The following is a 22,449-nucleotide window of genomic DNA, read 5'->3' as shown; positions in this document are numbered from 1 at the left end:
TAATAAATAATTGAATACACCTTTCTACATAGCTCGCAGGTACCTTTTTGCGAAAAAATCTACCAACGCTATAAACATCATTTCTACAATTTCTGTGGTTGGTGTTTTTGTAGGGAGTGCGGCGTTAATTATTATTTTATCTGTATTTAATGGTTTTGAGGAAGTGGTATTGAAAATGTTTAATACGATTACTCCGCAGGTTGTTATTTCGCCTGTTCAGGGTAAAACATTTGACCCAAATACGGCCTATTTCAATAAATTAAAGCAAAATAAGAGTATCTATTCTTATAGCGAAGTGCTTTCAGAAAATGCTTTGTTAAGGTATAATGATAAGCAGTCCGTTGGTTTAATAAAAGGGGTTAGCCCGGATTATCTGAAAAATAAAAGTTTGGACAGCATTACTATTGAAGGTAAGTTTTTGCTTGAAAATAGTAGTGGCAATTATGCTGTAATCGGGTCGGCAATTCAAACTTACCTGATGGTAAATACTACAGATCCCTTTAATCCATTGCAGATATTTTCTCCAAAAAAAGGGAGTAAAACGAGTTCCATTAATCCGGCGGATGATTTTACGGTATTATCAATTCCAGTGGCGGGAGTTTTTGAAGTTCAGCAGGATTTTGATAATGTAGCTATTGTTCCTTTAAAATTTGCCCGGAATTTATTGGGAGAGCCTCAAAAAATTACTTCTATTGAGATCAACCTGAAACCTGGAATTAATGCAGATGCTTTTAAAAAGAATATTGAAGAAAATATAGGCAAGCATTTTGAAGTGAAGGACAGAATACAGCAAAATAAAGTGCTTTATAACATCCTGGGGAGCGAGAAATGGGCAGTTTATATTATTCTTACTTTTATTTTAATTATCGCTATTTTTAATATAATCGGTTCTTTAACCATGTTGGTTATAGATAAACTGAAAGATATAGCCGTATTAAGCAGCTTGGGGGCTGGAAAAAAATTGATTAAACGAATATTTCTATTTGAAGGAATGATGATTACCATGACCGGCTGTATCGTTGGTTTGGTAGTTGGATTTCTCTTCTGTTTATTACAACAAAAATTCGGACTTATTAAAATGTCACAAGATAATTTGGTGATCACCAATGCGTATCCAGTGGCATTTAAATGGAAGGATTTTCTGTTGGTGTTTTTAACTGTAAGTGTGTTTTCTTTTGTGGCATCAGCTTTGTCATCTAACTTAAGTGTGAAGAAGATAAACCACTTAAATCAAGATCTCTAACATATGAATCGATTTAATAAGAATTCAGTAGTTTTATTAGTGTTGCTTACAGGAGTAATTATGGCCTGTAACAGGAAGGATGCTGAAGAGACAGCAGGAACTACGAGAGTAATGAAAGGATTGTATAGCTATGGCCCCGAAATAAAGTCATTTACAGACTGTGATGAGGGTCGGGAGTATTGGGTAGCAGATAGCGCAAAAACACTGGAACTGGCTTATAGCAACTTCAACTTCGAAAAACCATACGAACCCGTTTATATTGAAGTAGAATGTCACTTAATTAAATCTGACAGTTTAATTGTCTCAGCAGATTTTGATTCTACAATGGTAGTAACCAAAGTGCTTAAAATAACTAAAGAAATACCTGACGGGCCTTGTAACTAATTGGGAGCTTAGGGGATTAAATATAAATCATGCTCAATAGGCTGAATTAATCCCTTTTCAATGGCCAGTTTAAACAGTACATCTATTGCTTTTCTTCCTTCAATACCGAGATCAATAGAGTATTTGTTTACATATAATTCAATGTGCTTATACATTACCTCTTCACTCATTTCCTGAGCATGCTCTTTAATGAAATCTATGCCTGATTTAGGGTTAGCAAAAGCAAATTCAACGGACTTTCGCAATAGTCTGTTTACTTTTTCCTGTATTTCTCTGTCAAGATTTCTGTTAATTACAATTCCCCCAAGCGGGATGGCGCACCCTGTTAATTGCTCCCAGTAGCTTCCAAGGTCAACAATCTTATGAAGTCCTTTGTCAGAATATGTAAAACGATTCTCATGGATGATTAGGCCAACATCAATCTTGTTATTAATTAAAGCGGACTCAATTTCAGAGAAAATCATTTCCTGTTTGTCTACTAAATGGGGAAAGGCGATCCCCAATAGAAAATTTGCTGTGGTATACTTTCCGGGAATCCCAACTTTAAGATCTGCTGTTAAATCCTCTGGGTTATGAATAAGGTTTTCATTTTTACAGATCAGCAGAGGGCCTACACCAAATCCAAGGGCACTTCCTGCGTCCAATAGTGCATACTGCTTGTACACATGGGCAAAAGCATGAAAACTTAGCTTGGTAATGTCTAACTCGCCTCTGAAAGCTTTTTGGTTTAGGGTCTCTACATCGTCGAAAAATACTTCAAAGTCTAAACCTTCAGTATCAATTTTATGGTGTATGAGGGCATCAAAAATAAATGTATCATTTGGACACGGAGAAAAGCCAAGACTTAGTTTCATGGCCTAAAGATAAGGAGTATGAAAAGTTGAATAGTTATGTATTTGTCAAAAATCCAAGTGTCCACTCGTTTAGGTTTTTTATGGCAAGACCGATATTCCAGGCGGCTTTGTTTCTTGGCTCAACATAATTGGAAATGCTGCGGATCTGCAGACATGGGATGCCGGCTTTTTCACATCCATATAATACAGCAGCTCCCTCCATACTTTCTGTTACGGGATTTAAGCGGGTTTTAACAGCCGAAATGCTTACTTCATTTCCATGAACGCGATTAACGGTTATCCCTTTTACTTTTTTCAGCTTTGTTACCGACTCGCTTAGCAGGTTGTTGTATGCAGAATAGCTGCTTTTACCGAATCCAAGTTCCTCAATACTGATAAAATGTTCCTTGTTTTCGGCTCCAAGCTCTGCAAATTCATCTACAGTTATATTTAGTACAGAACCCAAGGGGATTGAGCGATCAAAGCATCCGGCGATGCCCAGGTTTAAAACAAGGTTGTATTTAGCTGATAATAGATGCTGGCCTAAAGCAAATGCTGTTGCTGTCATCCCCACCCCCGTAATTAGAATGTCAAATTCGGGAGTTTGCATAAAATCTTTTTCAGGAAGCTTAAAATGCTCGGTTAATAACCCGATTTCTGGCCTTGTGGCGGCAACTAGCAGAATCTTCATAAACATCTAAGTTAGTGTTAAACCTTTCTACTTTAAGCTTTCTGCGTATATTTGTTTGTTAATTACAAACAATAACCTTTTATAATGATATATATCACAAGAAAAGCATCATTTAACGCAGCGCATAAACTTTCGAGGCCAGACTGGACTGAAGATAAAAATACGGAAGTTTATGGAAAATGTGCTAATCCAAACTGGCATGGACATAATTACCAGCTGTATGTAACGGTTAAGGGAGAGATCAATCCTGAAACAGGGTTTTTGGTCGACTTAAAATGGTTAAAGGACATTACAAATACCCAGGTAGTTGATAAGATTGATCATAAAAATCTAAATCTTGATGTTGATTTTATGAAAGGAAAACTTGCCTCAACAGAGAATTTAGCGATAGCAATATGGGATGAATTATATGCGCTTATTGCCGAATCAGGAGCTCAATTGCATTGCATAAAAATTTACGAAACCGAGAATAATTTTGTTGAGTATTTCGGTTAATAATCACAGATATGAATCATACAGATCATTTAGATGAGACAGAGGACGGGTATATAAAAATTGACCGTTATAACGAAGAAAAAATCACCTCGGTAGCGAATCATTATAAAGATATCTTAGGTCAGTTAGGTGAAAATCCGGAACGAGAAGGGTTAATTAAAACTCCTGAACGTGTGGCTAAAGCCCTTCAGTATTTAACACATGGTTATGACCTTAATCCGGCCGAGATACTACGTGGAGCCATGTTTAAGGAAGACTATAGTCAAATGGTTGTAGTGAAAGATATAGAGGTTTTTTCTATGTGTGAGCATCACATGCTTCCTTTTTTTGGTAAAGCACACGTTGCTTACATTCCTAACGGACATATTGTTGGTTTAAGTAAAATACCGCGTATTGTTGATGCTTTTGCCAGACGATTACAGGTTCAGGAACGATTAACAAACGAGATTAGAGATTGTATTCAGGAAACCCTTCAGCCCGCTGGAGTTGCAGTTGTGATAGAGTGCAAGCACTTATGCATGGCAATGAGAGGAATACAAAAACAAAATTCTGTTACCACCACATCGGCGTTTACAGGGGAATTCGCAAAAGATAAAACAAGAGCTGAATTCTTAAGATTAATAACAGCCAACTTACATTAAAAAAGAACCAACGTATTTATGAAAGCATATGTATTTCCAGGTCAAGGTGCCCAATTTTCAGGTATGGGAAAAGAACTATACGAAAATGAGCAGGCCAAAACATTATTCGAAAAGGCAAATGAAATTATAGGGTTCCGCATCAGTGATATAATGTTCTCTGGTTCGGACGAAGAGCTTAAGGAAACTAAAGTAACACAGCCTGCAATATTTTTACATTCTGTTATTTTAGCCAAAACATTAGGCGAAGGATTTAAACCAGATATGGTTGCCGGACACTCGCTGGGCGAATTCTCGGCGCTTGTTGCCGCATCGGCCTTATCATTTGAGGATGGTTTGAAACTGGTTATTGCACGGGCAAATGCAATGCAAAAAGCGTGCGAACTTCAACCATCAACTATGGCCGCCATACTTGGTTTAGCAGATGAGGTAGTTGAAAATATTTGCAATGATATTGATGAAGTAGTGGTCGCTGCAAATTACAACTGCCCCGGACAGATTGTGATCTCCGGAAGTATTGAAGGTGTAGACATCGCTTGCCAGAAGCTAACCGAAGCAGGGGCAAAGCGTGCACTAAAGCTGAATGTAGGTGGTGCATTTCACTCTCCATTGATGGAACCTGCAAGAATAGAATTAAAAGAGGCTATTGAGAATGTGACCATATTGCCTCCGGTGTGTCCTATTTATCAGAATGTGGACCCTACACCAAATACAGATCCTCAAAAAATTAAGTCAAATTTAATTACCCAATTAACAGGTGCCGTGAAGTGGACACAGACCATAGAGCGCATGATTGCCGATGGCGCAACTGAATTTGTAGAAGTTGGCCCGGGAAATGTATTACAAGGCCTGGTAAAAAAGGTGAATAGAGCAATGCCAACAAGTTCTGCAACTACAATCTAAGCCAGGTAATATTGCCTTTATTAAAATAACATTTAAGTGTGAGTATCGGGGGTAAAATCAGATTTCTTTTATTGATATTAGGTGCTTGCTGTATTGTTACAGCATTATCGCTAAAGCATTCAATAACAAAAAAGGAATTATTGGCCCACGAAGCCGGAAAGCTTCAGAAGAATCTCTCCATAAATGAAAAACTTGTATACGATTTTTTAAATGATGCTGCTCAGGTTGAAAAGGCTAAGCAGTATCATCTAAATGATCAATATGGATTAAATTTCATTAATAAATATCGCGATAAGGGTATCAATATTCTTACCTATCAGGATAATAAGCTTAAGTTTTGGAGTTATAATTCGTTGGTTCCTCCTGATCCGGAAGTGATTAAAGAGGGATCGTCTTTTTCTCAATTTGCAAATGGTTGGTTTGAAGTTATTAAGAAAACAACGGGTAATTATACCCTGATCTTTTTGATAGAAGTTAAAAATCAATTCAGTATCCAGAATCAATATCTTGAGAATGACTTTTCACGTTACCTGTCTAATAATAATTCTCTTTCCCTGGCCACATTTATCGATCCTGAAGTACAGGGTATCAGTAATCTGGATGGTAAAATCATATTCGAAGTTAAACTTAAGTCAGCCTATTCCAGAAGTATTTATGGTACCATAGAACTTTGGCTGTGGATAGTGGGGCTTTTTAGCTTCTGCTTGTTCTTTAATTCTTTTTGTGGCTGGTTAGCCAAAAGAGGCAATTTAGTGTCGGCGACGGTTCTGATCTTGCTTTTCTTTGTAACAATAAGGGTTACGGATTTAGAATACGGATGGTTTAACAGGCAGTTTAATTTGCCCATATTTAGCCCCAAAATATATGCTGAAAGCTTTTTTCTTCCTTCTCTTGGAGATTTCTTGCTTAACGTAATGGCGATTACCTGGGTGGTATTGTTTGTTTTTACCTATAACGATAAGTATAAGCTCCCAGGGTGGCTAACACGAAGTAAATTGGGAGGGCTGTCCTTTCACTTTATACTGTTGCTCATTTTTGGGGCACTAGCATTTTTATTTGATAAGGTGTTCCTTGGGTTAATCATTAATTCAAAAATAAATTTTGACATCACCAATATTATAAATCTTGATGGGGTAAGTTGGGTTAGTATTATTGTTTTGTGTCTTGTCTGGTTTAATATTTACCTTGTTGCAAGTATTTTCATGCAGCAGACGCTGCAATTAAATGTGACCAATAGGGAAAGAGTCATTCTTTTTCTGGCTGCCTTTTTTGCCTGTCTTATTTATAAGTTAGGCACGGGGTTTAGTATCTTTTTCATAGCATATGCACTATTTATTTTTATTATTTCGTGGAATTTTTATATCAGGAATAACAAATTTTCAATAGCGGTTTTTGCGTTGTTATTCTTCTGCCTTGCTTTCATTTCTTCGGTTAAATATTTAAGGTTCATCGACGAGAAGGAGCATGTAAACAGGTTCGCCATGGCGCAGAAGCTGGTCTCTTCAGATGATTTTACAGTTGTTAGTTCCATAGAAAACCTCGAGAGAACAATTCTGGCTAATAAGGTTGTACTCAATTATTTTAAAGATCCGGATGCTAACAGCCCAATAGAACTCAAGAAAAGCGTCGAGAAAGAATACATAGAGCGCTATCTGCCAAGGTTTGAATACAATTTATACGCGTATAATCATCTTGATTCATCGGCTACCGGAATACAGGCAATACCACTTAGTTATTTTAAAAAACTGGTAAAGGCCGGTTCGGTAAAAGTTCCTGAATCAAATTATTTTTATCGTTTGAATGATACTTTTGGGTATCAAAATTATTTTGGAATTATCCCGATCTATGAAGAAAATCAAATATTGGGAACCCTGGTTATTGAGTTAAAATCCCAGCTTTATAATTACAAAGGTCAGCTACCCGAAATTTTAATGGATAGGTCCATTAAAAACGAAGATAATTATAGTAAATACTCCATTGCACTTTATAAAGACGGCAGATTGGAGGGGCAATCGGGTAATTATACCTATAAGCTTTCGAGCGATGGGTTTGCCACACGCAATAATACTGTGGTTTTTTTTAAAGATAGCCTCAATTATTCGCACCTGATTTATTATCCTACACCTTCAAAATTAATTGTAATCAGCAAAGAAGATGTATCGTTTATCATACAGCTTGCTACATTATCTTTCTTCTTTCTTGTGTTCATACTGTTCTCCATAACATTATACACGCTAATTTGGTTACTTAAAAATATTGATGAGAGCTGGAGCGGCTGGTTTAACATTAACCGTTCGTTAATGATTAATGCAAACAAAATTCTTTACAAAACCAGGATTCAATTTTCTATTGTTTTGTCGGTAGTAGCAACCTTACTTATTGTTGGTTGGATTACCTATTTCTATATACGTAATGAATACAGGAGGCAGCAACAGGATTTCATCAAAGAGAAGGTGAGAAAAGTGCAGCAATCTTATGAAAAACTGATTTTAGCAACAGGGGTGCCTGCTCCCACAGATAGAGCAGTAAACGAATTCAACCAGTTTGCTGACATAAATGCTGCCTATTTAAATCTTTTTGATATCAATGGATTTTTGATATTTACCTCGACGCCAAAAATGTATGATCTTGGTATTATGAGTAGAAGAATGGCGTCAAAGGCATTTCTCCATTTAAATCAATTACAAGGGTCGGATTATATTAACCCCTCCGAGAGGATAAGTAATTTTACCTACTCAGCAGCATACGCGCCTATCAGAAATGCTCAGAATCAAACCATAGCCTATATTGGTATGCCTTATTATGCGAATGAAGCAGACTATCAAACCAGGATTGGTGTGTTCATTAACACATTGATTAATATATACGCCTTGGTATTTGTGGCAATAGGGATACTTGCGGTGTTTCTGGCCAATCAAATTACCAGTCCGCTAACATTTATTCAGGATAGCATTAAAAAGACAAAACTGGGGCAAAAGAATCAGCCTATCGGTTGGTCTCGTCATGATGAAATTGGATCACTGATAAAAGAATACAACAAGATGATTGCTGCGCTTGAAGAAAGTGCCGTTAAGCTTGCACGCTCAGAAAGGGAAAGTGCGTGGCGTGAAATGGCAAAACAGGTAGCCCATGAGATTAAGAACCCACTTACACCTTTAAAACTTGGCGTGCAACTGCTCGAAAAATCGTGGAAAGAAAAAGATCCTAATTTTCAAAATAAATTTGAAAGATTTAGCAAATCATTCATTGAGCAGATCGACAGTCTATCCACCATCGCATCAGAGTTCTCTAATTTTGCTAAAATGCCTGATACAAAACTTGAGAAGCTTCAGTTGTTACCTATAATTGGACAGGCCAGAGACGTTTTTAGAAATACTCAGGATGTGGAAATTTATATCCTTAATAATACTAATACAGAGGTTGTTGTGCTTGGTGACAAAGATCAGGTACTGCGTACCTTTAACAACTTATTTAAAAATGCAATTGAGGCTGCTGATATTAATGCGGTATGTATTATAAAGGTAAATATCTCCAATAACCAGGAACGTGTATTTATTGAGGTAGAGGATAATGGAAAGGGTATTGATTCTTCTTTACAGGATAAAATATTTGTGCCTAATTTCACAACAAAATCGTCGGGGACAGGCTTAGGATTAGCTTTTGTCAAACAAGCTGTAGAGAATGCGGGTGGAACGGTGGAATTTAAATCGTTTGGTGAGGTGGGGACTACTTTTTATCTGAGTTTCCCTTTATCTTAAAATAATTTCTGCCCGGCCCATTGTGTAGCCATCTGCATATAGAATGATCGAATATTCTCCTTTTATAAACTCATTAGGATTAATCCAATCCATGTTAAAACTGGTGTTGTCGTCATTGTAGGAGATAGAGGTGGATGAACTGAACTGCATCTCTTGTCCATCGGCCTGAAACATGTTGTTCTCATTTGCGATAAGGTTGCCTACCGGATCAAATACCCGAAGATAGATTTTATGATAATCTTTTTGAGCAAGCGGATTAGGTGCAATGTCAAACTTTACGCTTAATTTCTTTGCTGAACTGGCCTTTGTTACCTCAATGTTTTTACCACTGCTTTTTACCCTGTAGGCAATAATATGCACATTCGCTGCCTTTAAAGCGGCACTGGTTTTGACTTTTGCGCTGAGTTCCTGATTTCTTTTTTCCAGTTCATTGGCCTTCTCGCTGGCAACATTGACCGAAGCCTTCAGACTATCTCTCTCGCTTTTAAGAAGGGAATTTTCTTTTTTTAAACGAAGGATATCTTCATTATAGACTTTCACAAATTCCCGAAGTTCACGAACTTCTTTTTGAGCTGCAACAAGCTGTTCCTGGGTAAGCTCACCATTTTGGAGTGCTGCTTTAAGCTCAGCAATCTTTCCACGGGCAAGTTCCTGTTCCTTAATTAATTTTTCACTTAAAGTAAGATTCAAAGCGTTTACCTTGTCAAGTTCAATTTCAATTTTCTCAACCTCCAGTCTTAAACGATCTTTCTCTGTGCTAACGGTAACAAATCGTTCATTTTCCTTTTTATCTTTGATAAAAAGGTAGGCGTTGGTGCCTAATAAAGCAACAATAACAACAACTAAAAAGTAGATTTTATTGCGGTCGCCTTTATTTACTGGATCACTCTTATCTGACATTACTTCAATTCTTAACTAAATTAGGTTGAGGCGCGAACATAAATAAAAATATAACAATTGGTAAAAAAAACATTCTATTTGTATGAGACTTTGAAAAAAATCGTTTACTTGCTAGGATTAGGGAACTGAACTGTATTCTGACCACAACAAATGAAACTAAATTTTATACTATCACAAATTAGAAAGGATGTTTAAACTCACTTTTTATGCACTATTATTAACCATAGTGCAACCATTATCCCTTTTTGCGCAAGACACATCAAAAATTGCTCCAAAAAGAGAGTTTAGAGGGGTTTGGGTAGCAACCGTTGCTAATATAGACTGGCCGTCTAAACCCGGTCTTAGTGTGGACCAGCAAAAGCAGGAGCTTATAGGTATCCTGGAGAAGCACAAAGAGAATGGTATGAATGCGATATTGCTCCAGGTTAGGCCCGCTGCAGATGCATTTTATGCAAGCCCAAGAGAACCCTGGAGTCAATGGTTAATGGGTAGGCAAGGTATTGCACCAAGCCCAGGTTATGATCCATTAGCCTTTGCCATTAAAGAAGCACATTCAAGAGGGATGGAGCTTCATGCATGGTTTAATCCTTACAGAGCCACAATGAGCCCTAATGCAGTGGTTCATGAAAGTCATATGACTAGAAAACGACCTGAGCTTTTCTTTACTTATGCAGGTAAAAAACAATTTGATCCTGGAATACCAGAGGTTAGAGAATACATTGTGCAGGTTATCCTGGATGTTGTAAAAGGATACGATGTGGATGGAATACATTTCGACGATTACTTTTATCCATATAAAGTTGAAGGGCAGCGGATAAATGATGCCGCAACATTTCGTAAATATGCTAATGGTTTTACAGATATAAATGATTGGAGAAGAAACAACGTTGATGTACTTATTAAGCAATTGAATGACAGCATTCATTACTACAAAAAGTATGTTAAATTCGGCGTTAGTCCATTCGGGATCTGGAGAAACAAGTCTGAAGACACACTTGGGTCTGAAACCAGCGGATTGTCTAATTATGCAGAGCTTTTTGCCGATTCCAGAAAATGGGTTAAAGAAGGTTGGGTAGATTACATTAACCCTCAGATATATTTTAGTTTTACTCGCCGAGTGGCACCATTTGCTACATTAGTAGACTGGTGGAGTAACAATACCTATGGCAGGCATCTTTACATAGGACAAGCGGCTTACCTGGTGAACCAAAGAATGGAGGCCGCGTGGCGGTTACCTAAGCAGATGCCTGATCAGATCAGGTATATCAGAAAAAATAATCGGGTACAGGGTAGTGTATACTTTAGTTCCAAGTCATTCTCTACGGTAGCACGTGCATTTGGAGATTCCTTAAGAAACGATTTTTATAAATATCCGGCACTTCCACCTCAAATGCCGTGGCTTGATGATGTAATGCCTAACCAGCCACAACAACTTATTGCAGATGCTTTGAATGATGGTGTGCACCTAAAATGGGAAAAGCCTCTTCCGGCCGAAGATGGAGAAACTGCCTCCGGATATGTGATTTACCGTTTTGAAGAAGGTGAGAAAATAGGGATATTAAATGCCAGAAATATTCTTAAAATAAGTTTTGAAGAATTTACTTCCTATATAGATACTGATGTAGACAGTGGTAAAAGATATAATTACCTGGTTACAGCACTGGATCGGTTAAAGAATGAAAGTGAACCTAGCGGACCGGTAGGTATACAGGCAAAAGAAGCCCTGGCGCCAAATTAGTAATATAATAAAGAAGGGGGGCAAGAGATCTCTCCTATCGTCGAGATGGCGGCCGCCCCCTTCTTTATTTCAATGATCAGCTCTATTTTTGTTGCGGTAACAAAACTAAGCGGATATAATTATCCTCATTTAAATATTTCTGAGCAGTAGTTTTTGTGCTTTCGACGGAAACACTATTTAATCTCTGCTTTTCACCCAATAGCTGGTCTAAATTTTCTCCGTTTTTTAAACGGCTGCTAAGGTAACTTAACCAATAATTGTTGTTACGCAAATTAAGCTCAAACTGACGCTGTTCTTCTGATTTGAATTTGGTTATATCATCTACAGAAGCGCCGTTAGTTTTAATCTTGTTTACTTCATCAAGTGCTGCAGCAATGAGCTTTTCTACATTGGCAGGAGCACAGCTAAATGAAATATTGAAGTAATAATGCCCCGCAGAATACTTTTCCAGACTTAAGCCAACCTGCGGGCTATAAACACCACTTTCTTTTTCGCGTAAACGCTCTAATATCTTTATTTCTAAAGCACCTTTTAGCGCATCTAACTGAATGTTGTTGTCTGCATTAAAGGTATAATCTCCATGGATGTATAGCTCAACAGCGGCCTTATCTTCCAGACCTTTATAAACGGTTTTACTGATCTTACCCTTAGGTGCCCTAACTCCGCGATCAATAAAATCCTGTTTTTTATTCAGAGCAGGTAAGCTGGCAATATAGGTTTCAATAAAGGGCTTGATGGTGTTAACGTCAAATGCACCCACAATGATGAACGTTTGTTCACTGGCATCAGCAAAGCGATCCTTATAAAAGTCAAAAGCCTTGTCTAGCGAAACTTTATCCAGATCTTGTAGATTGGTGGGCATAGCACGCTTGTTGTACGACGATAATACAGCCTGAACGGTATCACTGAAAACACTGTTAGGGTTTGCATTTTTATTGCCCAATACTACTTTATAATCAGAGATGTTCTTGTTAAATATCTCAGGATCTTTTCTTGGATTGGTAGCGTAGGCATAAATCATTTGAAAAGCTGTTTCAATATCTTTTGGAGAGGAACTTCCGCTAAAGCCCTGATAGAGATCGTCTACATAGGCACCAGCGCGGCCAGTGTTGCCGGCTAGCAACTTTGATAATTGCGTTGGATTAAACTCGCCAACCCCGCTTTGGGCAATCAGACTTACCATTTGTGCCGATTCAAGATCCTCATCATTAACCACAGACATTCCTCCTTTAGAGAATGAACTGAAGATGACCTGGTCATTTTTAAAGTCGGTTGGTTTTAAAAGCACTTTAATTCCGTTGCTCAATGTTAGTTCGGTAACGCCTACGGCATCAATCTTCCTTTCGCTAACAACCTTACCCGCAGTAGGTTTTTTCTCTAGCAGCGGCTTGTTTAATGAGTTGTCTACATAAGCGGTAATACCGGCACCAGCATTTTTTATGGCGGCAACCAATTGCGCCTCTGTTGGCAGAATAGCCTTATCCTTTTCAGGAGCTTGAACAACAATAATCTGATTCTCTTTTGGTGTAAGCGTTTTTACCAACGCATTTATCTCCTCAAGGGTAATATTAGCAACTGCTTTTTGGGTTTCGGCGTAAGTATAGTCAATAGAAGGAATGGTGCTTCCTTTTAGGAAGTTATTCAGGTACTGCTGTACAAAGTTTGAGGATGCTGTCTTATCCTTTTCCTTGTATTGTTTTTCATTGCCTGCAAGAATGTTTTTCTTAGCAACGTCCAATTCCGATTGAACAAACCCGAATTTGCTCATCCGCTCATTTTCAGCAAGTGCGCCAGTAAAAGCTTTTTCCAACTGCTCGCCCGACTTAGCTGCAACTACAGTTTGGAAAGCATTAATACCCGAAACCATGCCGCCTTGATATGGTCCGAATGAGCTCTGTCCAAAAATAAAAGGAGCATTCTCTTTTTGCAGAATCTCTTCAAATCTTGCACCCAGCATGCTGTTCACCATGGAATACATGATTCTCTTTTTAAAATCCGCAGTTGTTTTTGTTACATTTCCACGTAATTTATACATGATGATGGCAACATCATAAGGCTGCTCAGGATCTGTAATTATTTTAACAAGCGGTTCTTTGTTGTCGGGCAAATCATAATTTAAGCGAGGCCTAGGATTTGCAGGATTAGTTAGGTCAGAGAAGTTGGCCTTAATTAACTGCTCAACTTCATTTACATCAAAATCACCAACAGCTATCACAGCTTGTAAATTTGGCCTGTACCAATCCTTGTAAAAGCTTCTGATTCTGTCGTGAGAAAATGATTTTAAAATATCAATCTTTCCAATAGGAAGGCGGTTTTCATAACGGGAGCCTTTTAGTAATAGTGGAAGCAATTGTTTGCTCATACGTTCCTGAGCATTTTTTCCGCGCTGGCGATCTTCTTCTATGATCACACCACGTTCTTTATCAATCTCTTCACCATTCATAACCACTTTTCCTGCCCAGTTGGCAAGGATCTTAAATCCTGTTTTAAATACCAGAGCGCTGTCCGTTGGAATAGGTAATTGATAAACCGTTTGCTCAAAGCCTGTGTAAGCATTTAAATCGGCACCAAAACGAACACCAGCTTTTTGAAGGTAATTGATAATGTCGTTTTTAGGGAAATCTTTTGTGCCATTAAAGGCCATGTGCTCCGTAAAATGGGCTAATCCTTGCTGATCATCTTCTTCCATTAACGAACCTATTCGGGTTGCCAAATATAATTCAGCCCTGTTTTTAGGTTCTACATTCTTTCTGATGTAGTAAGTTAAACCATTCGCCAGTTTCCCAATTTTAACATTAGGGTCGTTGGGGATCAAAGTATCATTGTTTTTTTTTGCAGCTACTGATACCGTCTTTTTTACAGCTGAAGGTTTTTTTTGCGCAAGTGCGGGGGTATTAAATGCCACAAAAGCGGCAAGCCCACATACGAGAGTGTTGATTGTTCTTTTCATGAAAAATAGTTAATGAGCTAAATTTAAACTTTTATAATAATTTTTTTATTATACATCGCCCAAAGAATTATCAGCCAGAATAATATGAAGGTAACTGCCCAGGCCAGTGATGCATTAATTGGAGAAAAATAAGATGAGAAACCTGAATAAAGCCAGGCCTGTAAGGTTATTTCAGTGCCGGCGCTGTTTTTTACATGGATCATGCCTAATATTCTTGGTATTAAGCCCGATAAGAAAAATACAGTAATTGCATTTACCCCATACACCACAAAAGGCTTGGTAAAACGATTGTACTGGTGAACATCTATTACCCAATAACTAAGTGCAAGTATCACGGTTGCTAAACCGCCAGTGTACAAAACAAAAGAACTAGTCCATAGCGATTTATTAATTGGAAATTGTAAATCCCATAGCAAGCCTAAAGCTACAGCCGCACAACCTGTAGTAAATAACCAGGCTATTTTAGAAGCAGCATCAACATCTTTACGTTTTAGGTAAACGCCAACCAGGATTCCGAATAAGCCTGTTGCAATTGCCGGAATGGTACTAAAGATGCCTTCGGGATCCCAGGTCTTGGCCGATTTCCATAAATGGGCCTCAGTTAGTATGCTTCTGTCTATCCACGCACCAAGATTAGTCTCCTTTTCAAGATTAGCATACCCAACACCGGGAACAGGTACAAATGTCATTAATGCCCAGTATACAGCCAATAACGCAATTAATATCCTGAAGATGTTTTTTTCGGAGTTTTTAAGAAATATAATAGATGAAATAAAGAATACTACTGCAATCCGCTGGAGTACCCCGGGAATGCGCACATGCTGAAAGGCACCTATGGGATCAATAAACACCTTGGGGAATAAGGATAGGAATAATCCCAGGCCAAATAAGATTAGCGCTCTTTTAAGTGCTTTTAAAATGGTTTTGCGATGTGTTGCAGGGTCTGTTTTTTTGCTTCCCATCGCGTATGCAATGGAAACACCTACAATGAATAGAAAGAAAGGGAAAATTAGATCTGTAGGAGTGCAGCCATTCCATTCTGCGTGTTCAAGAGGAGCGTAAATATTGCCCCAATCTCCGGGATTATTTACAAGTATCATGGCAGCTACCGTGGCGCCTCTAAAAAAATCAAGGGATAATAATCTTGCCGGAGTGTTAGTAGTGGCTGATATAGAAGTCATGAATGGGGAATTAATTACAAAATAATCGCTATTGCCTAAACACAATAGCGATTATAAATATAATTAAAATTTATAGCGTACAAAGGCCTCCATCGCCTCGTAGTTTGCTAGCCCTAAATTGTCATAAGCCTGGGCAGTTTCTCTGTTTCTGTCCTCAGCTCTTCTCCAGAATTCTCTGGCATCATCACCAGGAAAAACAGCTCTGTCTTTTTGCGACTGATGTTTGAAAATGGCGAATTTTTTTCTTTCCACTTCTTGTGGACTAAGCGGAACAGCCATTTCAATTTCATGAGTTTCAAATTCCTGCCATGCACCACGGTACATCCATAACCAGCAATCTTTAACCCAGCTTTCAGTTTTTGCTAAACGCTTTAATGCTTCTAAAATGATATTGAAACAAACAATATGGGTTCCATGTGGATCTTCAAAATCGCCGGCAGCAAATACTTGTTCTGGTTTAACCTTTTGTAAAAGGTCCATTGTTAATTGAACATCCAGATCGGTAACAGGGTTTTTATTGTTTTTTCCGCTTTCGTAAAAAGGAAGCGCCATAAAATGGATATGGTCATCTTCAAGCCCGCAGTAACGTGCACCTGCAATAGCCTCTCCTTTTCTGATCAAGCCTTTTACCGTTTGAATTTCTGGAGTATCAACCTGATTTGGTTGTTTTTTCTCCATAAAATCGCGCATGTTGTTGTACAATCCTTTTAACTCGTCTTTACCAAGACCCATTTTTTCAGAAAAGTCTATGCTAAATTCAACAAAACGAAGTGCATCATCATCCCATACGGCAGTATTGCCTGAAGTTTGGTAAGCTACGTGTACATCATGTTTCTGATCTACTAAACGGATAAAGGTACCGCCCATTGAAATCACGTCATCATCAGGGTGCGGAGAGAAAATAATTGAACGTTTTTTAGCAGGTTCAGCTCTTTCCGGTCTTTGCGAGTCGTCAGCATTAGGCTTACCACCTGGCCATCCGGTAATGGTATGTTGTAGTTTGTTAAAGATGTCTATGTTGATGTTGTAAACAGGGCCTCTGTCGATGGCCAACTGAGCCATACCATTGTTATTGTAGTCATCTTCGGTAAGTTTAAGAACAGGTTTGCCTAAATGATTTGCCAGCCAGATTACTGCTTTTCTGGTTAGTTTTTCATCCCAAACGCAATCTTTTACCAACCAAGGCGTATCAAAACGGGTTAGTAAAGAAGCTGCGTCCTGATCCAAAATGAACTCAACATGCTCAGAAAGCTGTAGGTAAGTAGCAGGAACATCACTTGAAATTTCGCCTTCAACAGCTTTTTTAATGATGGAAGCTTTTTTTCTGTTCCATGCCATCAAAATAATTTCGCGGGCTTTGAATATGGTGCCAATACCCATGGTAATTGCTTTTGTAGGTACAAAAGATTTACCACCAAAATCTCTTGCAGCATCACGTCTTGTAAGGTCATCAAGGGTTACCAAACGAGTACCAGAATTTGGTGCAGAACCCGGCTCATTGAAACCAATGTGACCGGTACGTCCAATACCCAATATCTGGATGTCTAATCCTCCCAGATCTCCAATCTTTTTTTCATAGGCAAGGCAAAAAGCAGGAATCTCTTCTAGACTCAATGTCCCATCAGGGATGTTAACATTGTTTTTGTCGATGTCGATGTGATCAAACAAATGCTCGTTCATAAAAGAAACATAGCTTTGAGCAGCGTCTGGCTGCATTGGATAATACTCATCCAGGTTAAACGTGATCACGTTTTTAAAGCTTAAACCCTCTTCTTTATGCATTCTTACTAATTCTGCATACACTGCAATAGGTGTAGCTCCAGTAGCTAAACCTAAAACAGCCTGAGTGTTATTCTTTTGTTTTTCTTTAATCAGATCCCCGATACGTTTAGCCACGCTGAGTGATGCGGCTTTAGGGTTTTCAAAGACAGAAACGGGTAATTTTTCAAAACGCGTTTCTTCCAGAAGATTTAATCTTGCCATTTATTTTTGTTCTTAAAGTTTGTACGGAGCAGTAAATATAGCGACTCTATTGAGTATAACAAGAATTTTAATTTGGTAAAAAGGCTAAATTCAGGTCGTTAACGGGTTGCTATTACGGATTGTATTTTACACAATCGTTTGAGATGTTGAGTAAACGGTGTTTTTGAAAATAGCAAGCCTGAAATATTTTTTTATTTGATTTGGCGTTTCTTCGAGGATTGCTCGGAGCTTGTTCATCGCAAACCCACAAACAGGTGCCTTTTTGTGAAGAAATTGTGAATGGAGTGTGAATCATGTGAGGATTTAATATCTTGCGGATACAAAATTCTAACTATGAATGCTAACTGGACCAGATTTTTTCATGCCATTGAGAAAAAAGAAAGATTAATAATCGGATTAATGTCGGGTACTTCGCTTGATGGATTGGATATTGCCCTTTGCAGTATTAGCGGAAATGGAGCCGCAACTAAGGTTAAGGTTAAGAATTTTAAAACGGTTCCTTATTCTAATGCTTTCAAAGCAGAGGTTAAAGCTATATTTTCCAGAAAAGATGCAGACCTGCAAATGGTTTGCTTAATGAACGAAAAAATAGGAATGATCCATGCAGAGATGATTTTGCAGGCTATTAAATCATGGGGATTAAATCCTGAGGATGTTGATGCAATCGCAAGTCATGGGCAAACCATTTTTCATGCGCCGGCTTCTTTGCATAAGTTGTCTAATTATCCGAATGGCACGCTGCAAATAGGAGATGGGGATCACATTGCCGTAAAAACAGGCATCGTTACCATATGTGATTTTAGGCAAAAGCATATTGCCGCTGGTGGTGAAGGCGCACCCCTTGCCGTATACGGCGATTATCTGCTGTTTTCTGAAAAGGGCGAGGATCGGGTGATGCTAAATATAGGAGGGATAGCCAATTTTACTTATTTGCCAGCGGATAATGATGCGGTGAAGGTGTTTTCTACAGATGTTGGCCCTGGGAATACCTTAATGGACCAATTTGTTCAGAATCATTACGAAGGACTATATTTTGATCAAAATGGTTCGATAGCTACAGCGGGTGTGGTAAGTGCTGCATTGCTTAAGGAATTAATGCAGTCAGATTTTTTAACTGCGCAGTTCCCCAAAACAACCGGACCAGAATTGTTTAATCTGAAGTATTTAAAGGCTGCACAGGAGCGATCAAAAACAAGTAGCCTTAATAATGAAGATGTAATGGCAACTTTATGCAGCTTTACTGCTCAGGTTATCGTTCATGCCATTGAAAAGTGCTTTGGCGACAATAAAAAACCATCAATATATATGAGTGGGGGTGGTATGCATAACCCATTGCTTGTAAAGCAACTTAAAGACGGATTGCCCAATGCCAGGTTTTATACAACAGCAGACCTACAAATAAATCCGGATGCTAAGGAAGCAGTGTTGTTCGCTTTGCTGGCCAATGAAACTCTAGTGGGCGGTTCTGTAAATTTTGGCAGCCGTGAGGGAGTTCCTTCCACAACAATGGGTAAGATCTGCCTACCCTTTTGATTATGTTTGCTTAAAAGGTATATTTAGGTAATTAAACCTTAATATATGAGAATACTTTACGCTATTGGGCATCCAGTAAACAGGCTTGTTTTATGGGTGCCGTTTTTATTTCTGATGCTTGCAAATACTGTAAATGCACAGACTAAACAATACACTTTAAGCGGGCGTGTTACAGAAGGTCCTTCAGATGCAGGCATACCCGGGGTAGTGGTTAAAGTGCAAAATACAAATTTTGCGGTCGCAACTAATGGAGATGGAAAATTTAGCCTGCCTGCAAGTTTAAATGCAGGGACATATCAGGTGGTGTTTTCTTCCATTGGTTTTAAAACCCAGACCAAAACGGTGCAACTGGGTGCCAGCACTCAGGTAGTTGTTAATGGAGAGCTTACTGCAGACAATATTGGTTTGGACGAGGTGATCGTTACCGGAACCTCGCAGGGTACCACACGAAAGCAAATGGGCAGTTACGTAAGTTCAGTGAAGGGGGATGATTTGTTAAAATCTCCAAGTGGAAATGTGCTCTCTTCCTTGCAGGGCAAAACTCCGGGAGCGCAGATCAGCCAGAATTCCGGCGATCCGGCAGGAGGGATGTCGGTTAGGTTAAGAGGGGTGAGTTCTATCAGCTCCGGATCTGACCCGCTTTACATCGTTGATGGGGTTATTGTAAATAATTCCACCGCTCGTGTGACCAATACCTCGGCCAACTATGATGGCGGTGGCAGCGGTGTCGGTGGCAACGGTAATTTTGTCGGGGCAATTGGTCAGAACAGAATGGTTGATATCAATCCTAATGATATCGAACGTATCGAAGTCTTAAATGGGGCAGCAGCCGCTGCCATTTATGGTTCAAGAGCAAATGCGGGGGTTATCCAAATATTTACAAAAAGGGGAGTGAGCGGCAAAACTGTTGTGACCCTATCGTCAAGTTTTACTACCAGTCATTTGCGTAAACAAGTAGAAGTCAATCAATCTCCGGTTAAATTTGGCGGGTCTGTGGACTCATTTACACAAGACGTGATTCAAACGGTGGGTACACCCCCCGCATTGCTGACAAATACTACACCAGTAACACGATATAATTATCAGGATTATATTTTTCAATCGGCTATTGGTACTGATAATACAGTTTCTCTTGCTGGGGGCAGCGATAACACCAAGTTTTATACCTCTGTAGGTTATTTTTCTAATCAGGGAATTATTAAAAATACTGACTTCAAAAGATATAATATGAGGGCAAATCTGGATCAGAAAATTAATGACTGGGCAAAAGTTAGCGCAGGATTCAATTACATTCACAGTGATGCAAACGAAAAACCGGATGGCAACTCATTTTTCTCACCGATGAACTCAGTAACCATTATCGGGAACTTTCACGATTTATTTACCAGAGATGCGCTTGGTAATTTAAAAGCAGTAGGCGAGCGGGGAAGAGTAAATCCGGTATCGGTAATTGAAGACATTAAGCAACGTCAAACAGTTAACCGTGTAATTGCAAATGCAAAGTTGGTATTGAATCCTGTTAAGAACCTCACTGTTGATTATACAATTGGGGTAGATAATACCATACAAAACGGAACGACCTTTATTCCACCTTTTGCGTATAATGTAAGTACTGGTTTTTATGGAGGTGGACCTACGCTGGATCCTAGTCTGAATGGTTACGCGAGCGCAGCCAATGCAACATCTACGTTGTTCAACCATGAGTTGAACTTTACTTATGATGCAAAATTAAGTGATTTGCTATTGTCAACTACGCAACTGGGGGGTTCTTATCAATATGAAAAAAACAACTATTTGCTATCAAATGGAAGGGGGCTTGCGCCATTCGTGGAAAGTGTGAACGGAGCAAGTACCATTCTACCAGGCAACGACGATCGATTGCAACAGGCTATCAGTGGAGCATATCTTCAACAGAACTTTAAGTACAAAGACCACCTGTTTTTAACTGGTGCTATTCGGGTTGATCAATCGACTGTTTTCGGTGAAAGCAATAGAACTAAAGCCTATTTAAAAGGTAACGTAAGTTATGTGCTTTCATCTGCCGAGTATTGGGGTGGCCTTGGGGTTTCTGACTGGTGGGATACTTTTAAGGTAAGAGCCGCTTATGGTGAGTCAGGTAATTTAACCGGGATTCTCCCTTATGCACGTTTTAATGAGTATTTATCTTCTTCTTATTTAGGTAAAACAGCTCTTGCGTCCAAAATCCAATTGGCTAATGTGGCGATATCTCCTGAAAGACAAACAGAAATAGAAGTAGGTACAGATCTTTCCTTCTTTAAAAACAGACTTGGCCTGGTGTTTAACTGGTACACTAAAAAAGTTTCTGACCTTTTGCTTCCCGTTGTTATTGCTCCCACAACGGGCTTCACGAGTTTATTGCAGAACAATGGCACACTCAAAAACAAAGGTATAGAGGTGATGCTAACAGGCATGCCTGTGGCGGGAAAGGATTTTAAATGGAATACTTCCTTTATCTTTAACAGAAATAGAAATAAGGCAGAAGGCACGGGAGCTTTGCAGCTGATCTCAACAAATCCAGGTGCTCCGGTTGCTATCATTGACGGACAACCTACCGGTGTATTCTACGGTACTTTCTTTGCCCGAAAATCCGATGGAAGCCTGTTAACTAATGCTGCTGGAATTCCACAGCTCGAGCGTGGTATTCAAAATTCTACAACAACATTTACCCCTCAAAGAGATGCAAATGGGTTACCTACCGGAACTACTCTACGTAAAGTAGTCGGAGATCCGAATCCGGATTTTACCGCATCCTTTGTAAATGATTTTGCTTATAAAAAGCTTGGGCTACACATTCAGCTGGATGCTTCACGGGGTGCTGACGTATGGAATGCCGATTGGCGCACACGTCAGGGCGTGGGTAATGGAAAGGTTGCCGAGCAGGAACAACTGGGCCTTTTACCAAGAGGCTATGTAGCGGGAGTATACGCTACAGAAGAATGGAGGATAGATGATGGTTCTTATGTGAAGCTAAGGGAGATATCTTTAAGCTATAATGTGGGCAAGGTAAAGTTTGTGCAGGATCTGACGATCAATCTAAGTGGAAGGAACCTGATTTCCTGGGATAATTACAAGGGATATGATCCTGAATTAAATTCGGGAGGACAATCGACAATTCTGCGAAATATTGATTTTGGCGCTGTGCCGATTCCCAGAACTTTCAGTTTAGGTGTACGAGCTAAATTTTAATTTAATTAAGGA

The 22,449-nt window shown here is 39.0% G+C and carries 15 protein-coding genes; 9 read left to right on the top strand and 6 right to left on the bottom strand.

Annotation, left to right across the window (positions count from 1 at the left end; all coding sequences use genetic code 11):
• Nucleotides 1-10: 10 nt before the first annotated feature.
• Complete coding sequence (locus AC6CH7_RS17025; RefSeq protein WP_498263889.1) at nt 11-1,243, top strand: ABC transporter permease; 1,233 nt, start codon at nt 11-13, stop codon at nt 1,241-1,243.
• Nucleotides 1,244-1,246: 3 nt separating this feature from the next.
• A complete protein-coding gene (locus AC6CH7_RS17020; protein WP_498263888.1) occupies nt 1,247-1,627 on the top strand; it encodes a hypothetical protein in 381 nt (126 codons plus the stop codon).
• Between the two features lie 8 nt (nt 1,628-1,635).
• On the opposite strand, the gene AC6CH7_RS17015 is transcribed toward AC6CH7_RS17020, so the two are convergent.
• On the bottom strand, nt 1,636-2,481 hold the full coding sequence (locus AC6CH7_RS17015; protein WP_498263887.1) for a menaquinone biosynthesis family protein: 846 nt from the start codon (nt 2,479-2,481) through the stop codon (nt 1,636-1,638).
• 34 nt (nt 2,482-2,515) lie between these two features.
• Nucleotides 2,516-3,151 (bottom strand): futalosine hydrolase, encoded by a 636-nt coding sequence (gene mqnB, locus AC6CH7_RS17010; protein ID WP_498263886.1) that lies wholly within the window; start codon nt 3,149-3,151, stop codon nt 2,516-2,518.
• A gap of 84 nt (nt 3,152-3,235) precedes the next feature.
• Between mqnB and AC6CH7_RS17005 the strand changes: the two genes are divergently transcribed.
• The 4 genes from AC6CH7_RS17005 (at nt 3,236) to AC6CH7_RS16990 (ending at nt 8,945) form a co-directional block, all read left to right on the top strand.
• Nucleotides 3,236-3,646 carry a 6-pyruvoyl trahydropterin synthase family protein gene (locus AC6CH7_RS17005; RefSeq protein WP_048908287.1) on the top strand — a complete coding sequence of 137 codons (411 nt, stop codon included), beginning with the start codon at nt 3,236-3,238 and terminating at the stop codon, nt 3,644-3,646.
• Between the two features lie 11 nt (nt 3,647-3,657).
• Complete coding sequence (gene folE / locus AC6CH7_RS17000; RefSeq protein WP_498263885.1) at nt 3,658-4,287, top strand: GTP cyclohydrolase I FolE; 630 nt, start codon at nt 3,658-3,660, stop codon at nt 4,285-4,287.
• Between the two features lie 18 nt (nt 4,288-4,305).
• Nucleotides 4,306-5,187 carry an ACP S-malonyltransferase gene (gene fabD, locus AC6CH7_RS16995; RefSeq protein WP_288883358.1) on the top strand — a complete coding sequence of 294 codons (882 nt, stop codon included), beginning with the start codon at nt 4,306-4,308 and terminating at the stop codon, nt 5,185-5,187.
• A gap of 140 nt (nt 5,188-5,327) precedes the next feature.
• Nucleotides 5,328-8,945: an ATP-binding protein gene (locus AC6CH7_RS16990; protein WP_498263884.1), complete on the top strand. Its 3,618-nt coding sequence runs from the start codon at nt 5,328-5,330 to the stop codon at nt 8,943-8,945.
• Here the strand turns inward: AC6CH7_RS16990 and AC6CH7_RS16985 are convergent.
• On the bottom strand, nt 8,937-9,845 hold the full coding sequence (locus AC6CH7_RS16985; RefSeq protein WP_498263883.1) for a DUF8428 domain-containing protein: 909 nt from the start codon (nt 9,843-9,845) through the stop codon (nt 8,937-8,939). The genes AC6CH7_RS16990 and AC6CH7_RS16985 overlap by 9 nt on opposite strands.
• A 187-nt stretch (nt 9,846-10,032) precedes the next feature.
• Here AC6CH7_RS16985 and AC6CH7_RS16980 point away from each other — a divergent pair, with 187 nt between their 5' ends.
• Nucleotides 10,033-11,583, top strand: coding sequence for a glycoside hydrolase family 10-like protein (locus AC6CH7_RS16980; RefSeq protein WP_498263882.1), 1,551 nt, complete (start codon nt 10,033-10,035; stop codon nt 11,581-11,583).
• Between the two features lie 82 nt (nt 11,584-11,665).
• Here the strand turns inward: AC6CH7_RS16980 and AC6CH7_RS16975 are convergent, their stop codons facing one another.
• The 3 genes from AC6CH7_RS16975 to nagB all read right to left on the bottom strand — a co-directional run bounded on the left by AC6CH7_RS16975 (nt 11,666) and on the right by nagB (nt 17,697).
• Nucleotides 11,666-14,533: a M16 family metallopeptidase gene (locus AC6CH7_RS16975; protein ID WP_498263881.1), complete on the bottom strand. Its 2,868-nt coding sequence runs from the start codon at nt 14,531-14,533 to the stop codon at nt 11,666-11,668.
• 23 nt (nt 14,534-14,556) lie between these two features.
• Entirely contained in the window at nt 14,557-15,714 is a 1,158-nt protein-coding gene (locus tag AC6CH7_RS16970) for an acyltransferase family protein (RefSeq protein ID WP_498263880.1), read from the bottom strand.
• Nucleotides 15,715-15,777: 63 nt separating this feature from the next.
• Complete coding sequence (gene nagB, locus AC6CH7_RS16965) at nt 15,778-17,697, bottom strand: glucosamine-6-phosphate deaminase (RefSeq protein ID WP_498263879.1); 1,920 nt, start codon at nt 17,695-17,697, stop codon at nt 15,778-15,780.
• Nucleotides 17,698-18,030: 333 nt separating this feature from the next.
• Between nagB and AC6CH7_RS16960 the strand changes: the two genes are divergently transcribed.
• Both AC6CH7_RS16960 and AC6CH7_RS16955 read left to right on the top strand, forming a co-directional pair.
• Nucleotides 18,031-19,230 carry an anhydro-N-acetylmuramic acid kinase gene (locus AC6CH7_RS16960; RefSeq protein ID WP_498263878.1) on the top strand — a complete coding sequence of 400 codons (1,200 nt, stop codon included), beginning with the start codon at nt 18,031-18,033 and terminating at the stop codon, nt 19,228-19,230.
• A gap of 45 nt (nt 19,231-19,275) precedes the next feature.
• Nucleotides 19,276-22,437 (top strand): SusC/RagA family TonB-linked outer membrane protein, encoded by a 3,162-nt coding sequence (locus tag AC6CH7_RS16955; protein WP_498263877.1) that lies wholly within the window; start codon nt 19,276-19,278, stop codon nt 22,435-22,437.
• The last annotated feature ends 12 nt before the right edge of the window (nt 22,438-22,449 follow it).

Source organism: Pedobacter sp. GQ55 (assembly GCF_059758925.1).
Note: the sequence above shows the minus strand (reverse complement) of the source record. Positions and strands in the feature narration are given on the sequence as shown.

Bases quoted from the DNA above. Each gene is read 5' to 3' on its own strand.
- AC6CH7_RS17020 (WP_498263888.1), top strand. From the start codon at position 1,247: ATGAATCGATTTAATAAGAATTCAGTAGTTTTATTAGTGTTGCTTACA.
- AC6CH7_RS17015 (WP_498263887.1), bottom strand. From the start codon at position 2,481: ATGAAACTAAGTCTTGGCTTTTCTCCGTGTCCAAATGATACATTTATT.
- mqnB (WP_498263886.1), bottom strand. From the start codon at position 3,151: ATGAAGATTCTGCTAGTTGCCGCCACAAGGCCAGAAATCGGGTTATTA.
- AC6CH7_RS17005 (WP_048908287.1), top strand. From the start codon at position 3,236: ATGATATATATCACAAGAAAAGCATCATTTAACGCAGCGCATAAACTT.
- folE (WP_498263885.1), top strand. From the start codon at position 3,658: ATGAATCATACAGATCATTTAGATGAGACAGAGGACGGGTATATAAAA.
- fabD (WP_288883358.1), top strand. From the start codon at position 4,306: ATGAAAGCATATGTATTTCCAGGTCAAGGTGCCCAATTTTCAGGTATG.
- AC6CH7_RS16985 (WP_498263883.1), bottom strand. From the start codon at position 9,845: ATGTCAGATAAGAGTGATCCAGTAAATAAAGGCGACCGCAATAAAATC.
- AC6CH7_RS16980 (WP_498263882.1), top strand. From the start codon at position 10,033: ATGTTTAAACTCACTTTTTATGCACTATTATTAACCATAGTGCAACCA.
- AC6CH7_RS16975 (WP_498263881.1), bottom strand. From the start codon at position 14,533: ATGAAAAGAACAATCAACACTCTCGTATGTGGGCTTGCCGCTTTTGTG.
- AC6CH7_RS16970 (WP_498263880.1), bottom strand. From the start codon at position 15,714: ATGACTTCTATATCAGCCACTACTAACACTCCGGCAAGATTATTATCC.
- nagB (WP_498263879.1), bottom strand. From the start codon at position 17,697: ATGGCAAGATTAAATCTTCTGGAAGAAACGCGTTTTGAAAAATTACCC.
- AC6CH7_RS16960 (WP_498263878.1), top strand. From the start codon at position 18,031: ATGAATGCTAACTGGACCAGATTTTTTCATGCCATTGAGAAAAAAGAA.
- AC6CH7_RS16955 (WP_498263877.1), top strand. From the start codon at position 19,276: ATGAGAATACTTTACGCTATTGGGCATCCAGTAAACAGGCTTGTTTTA.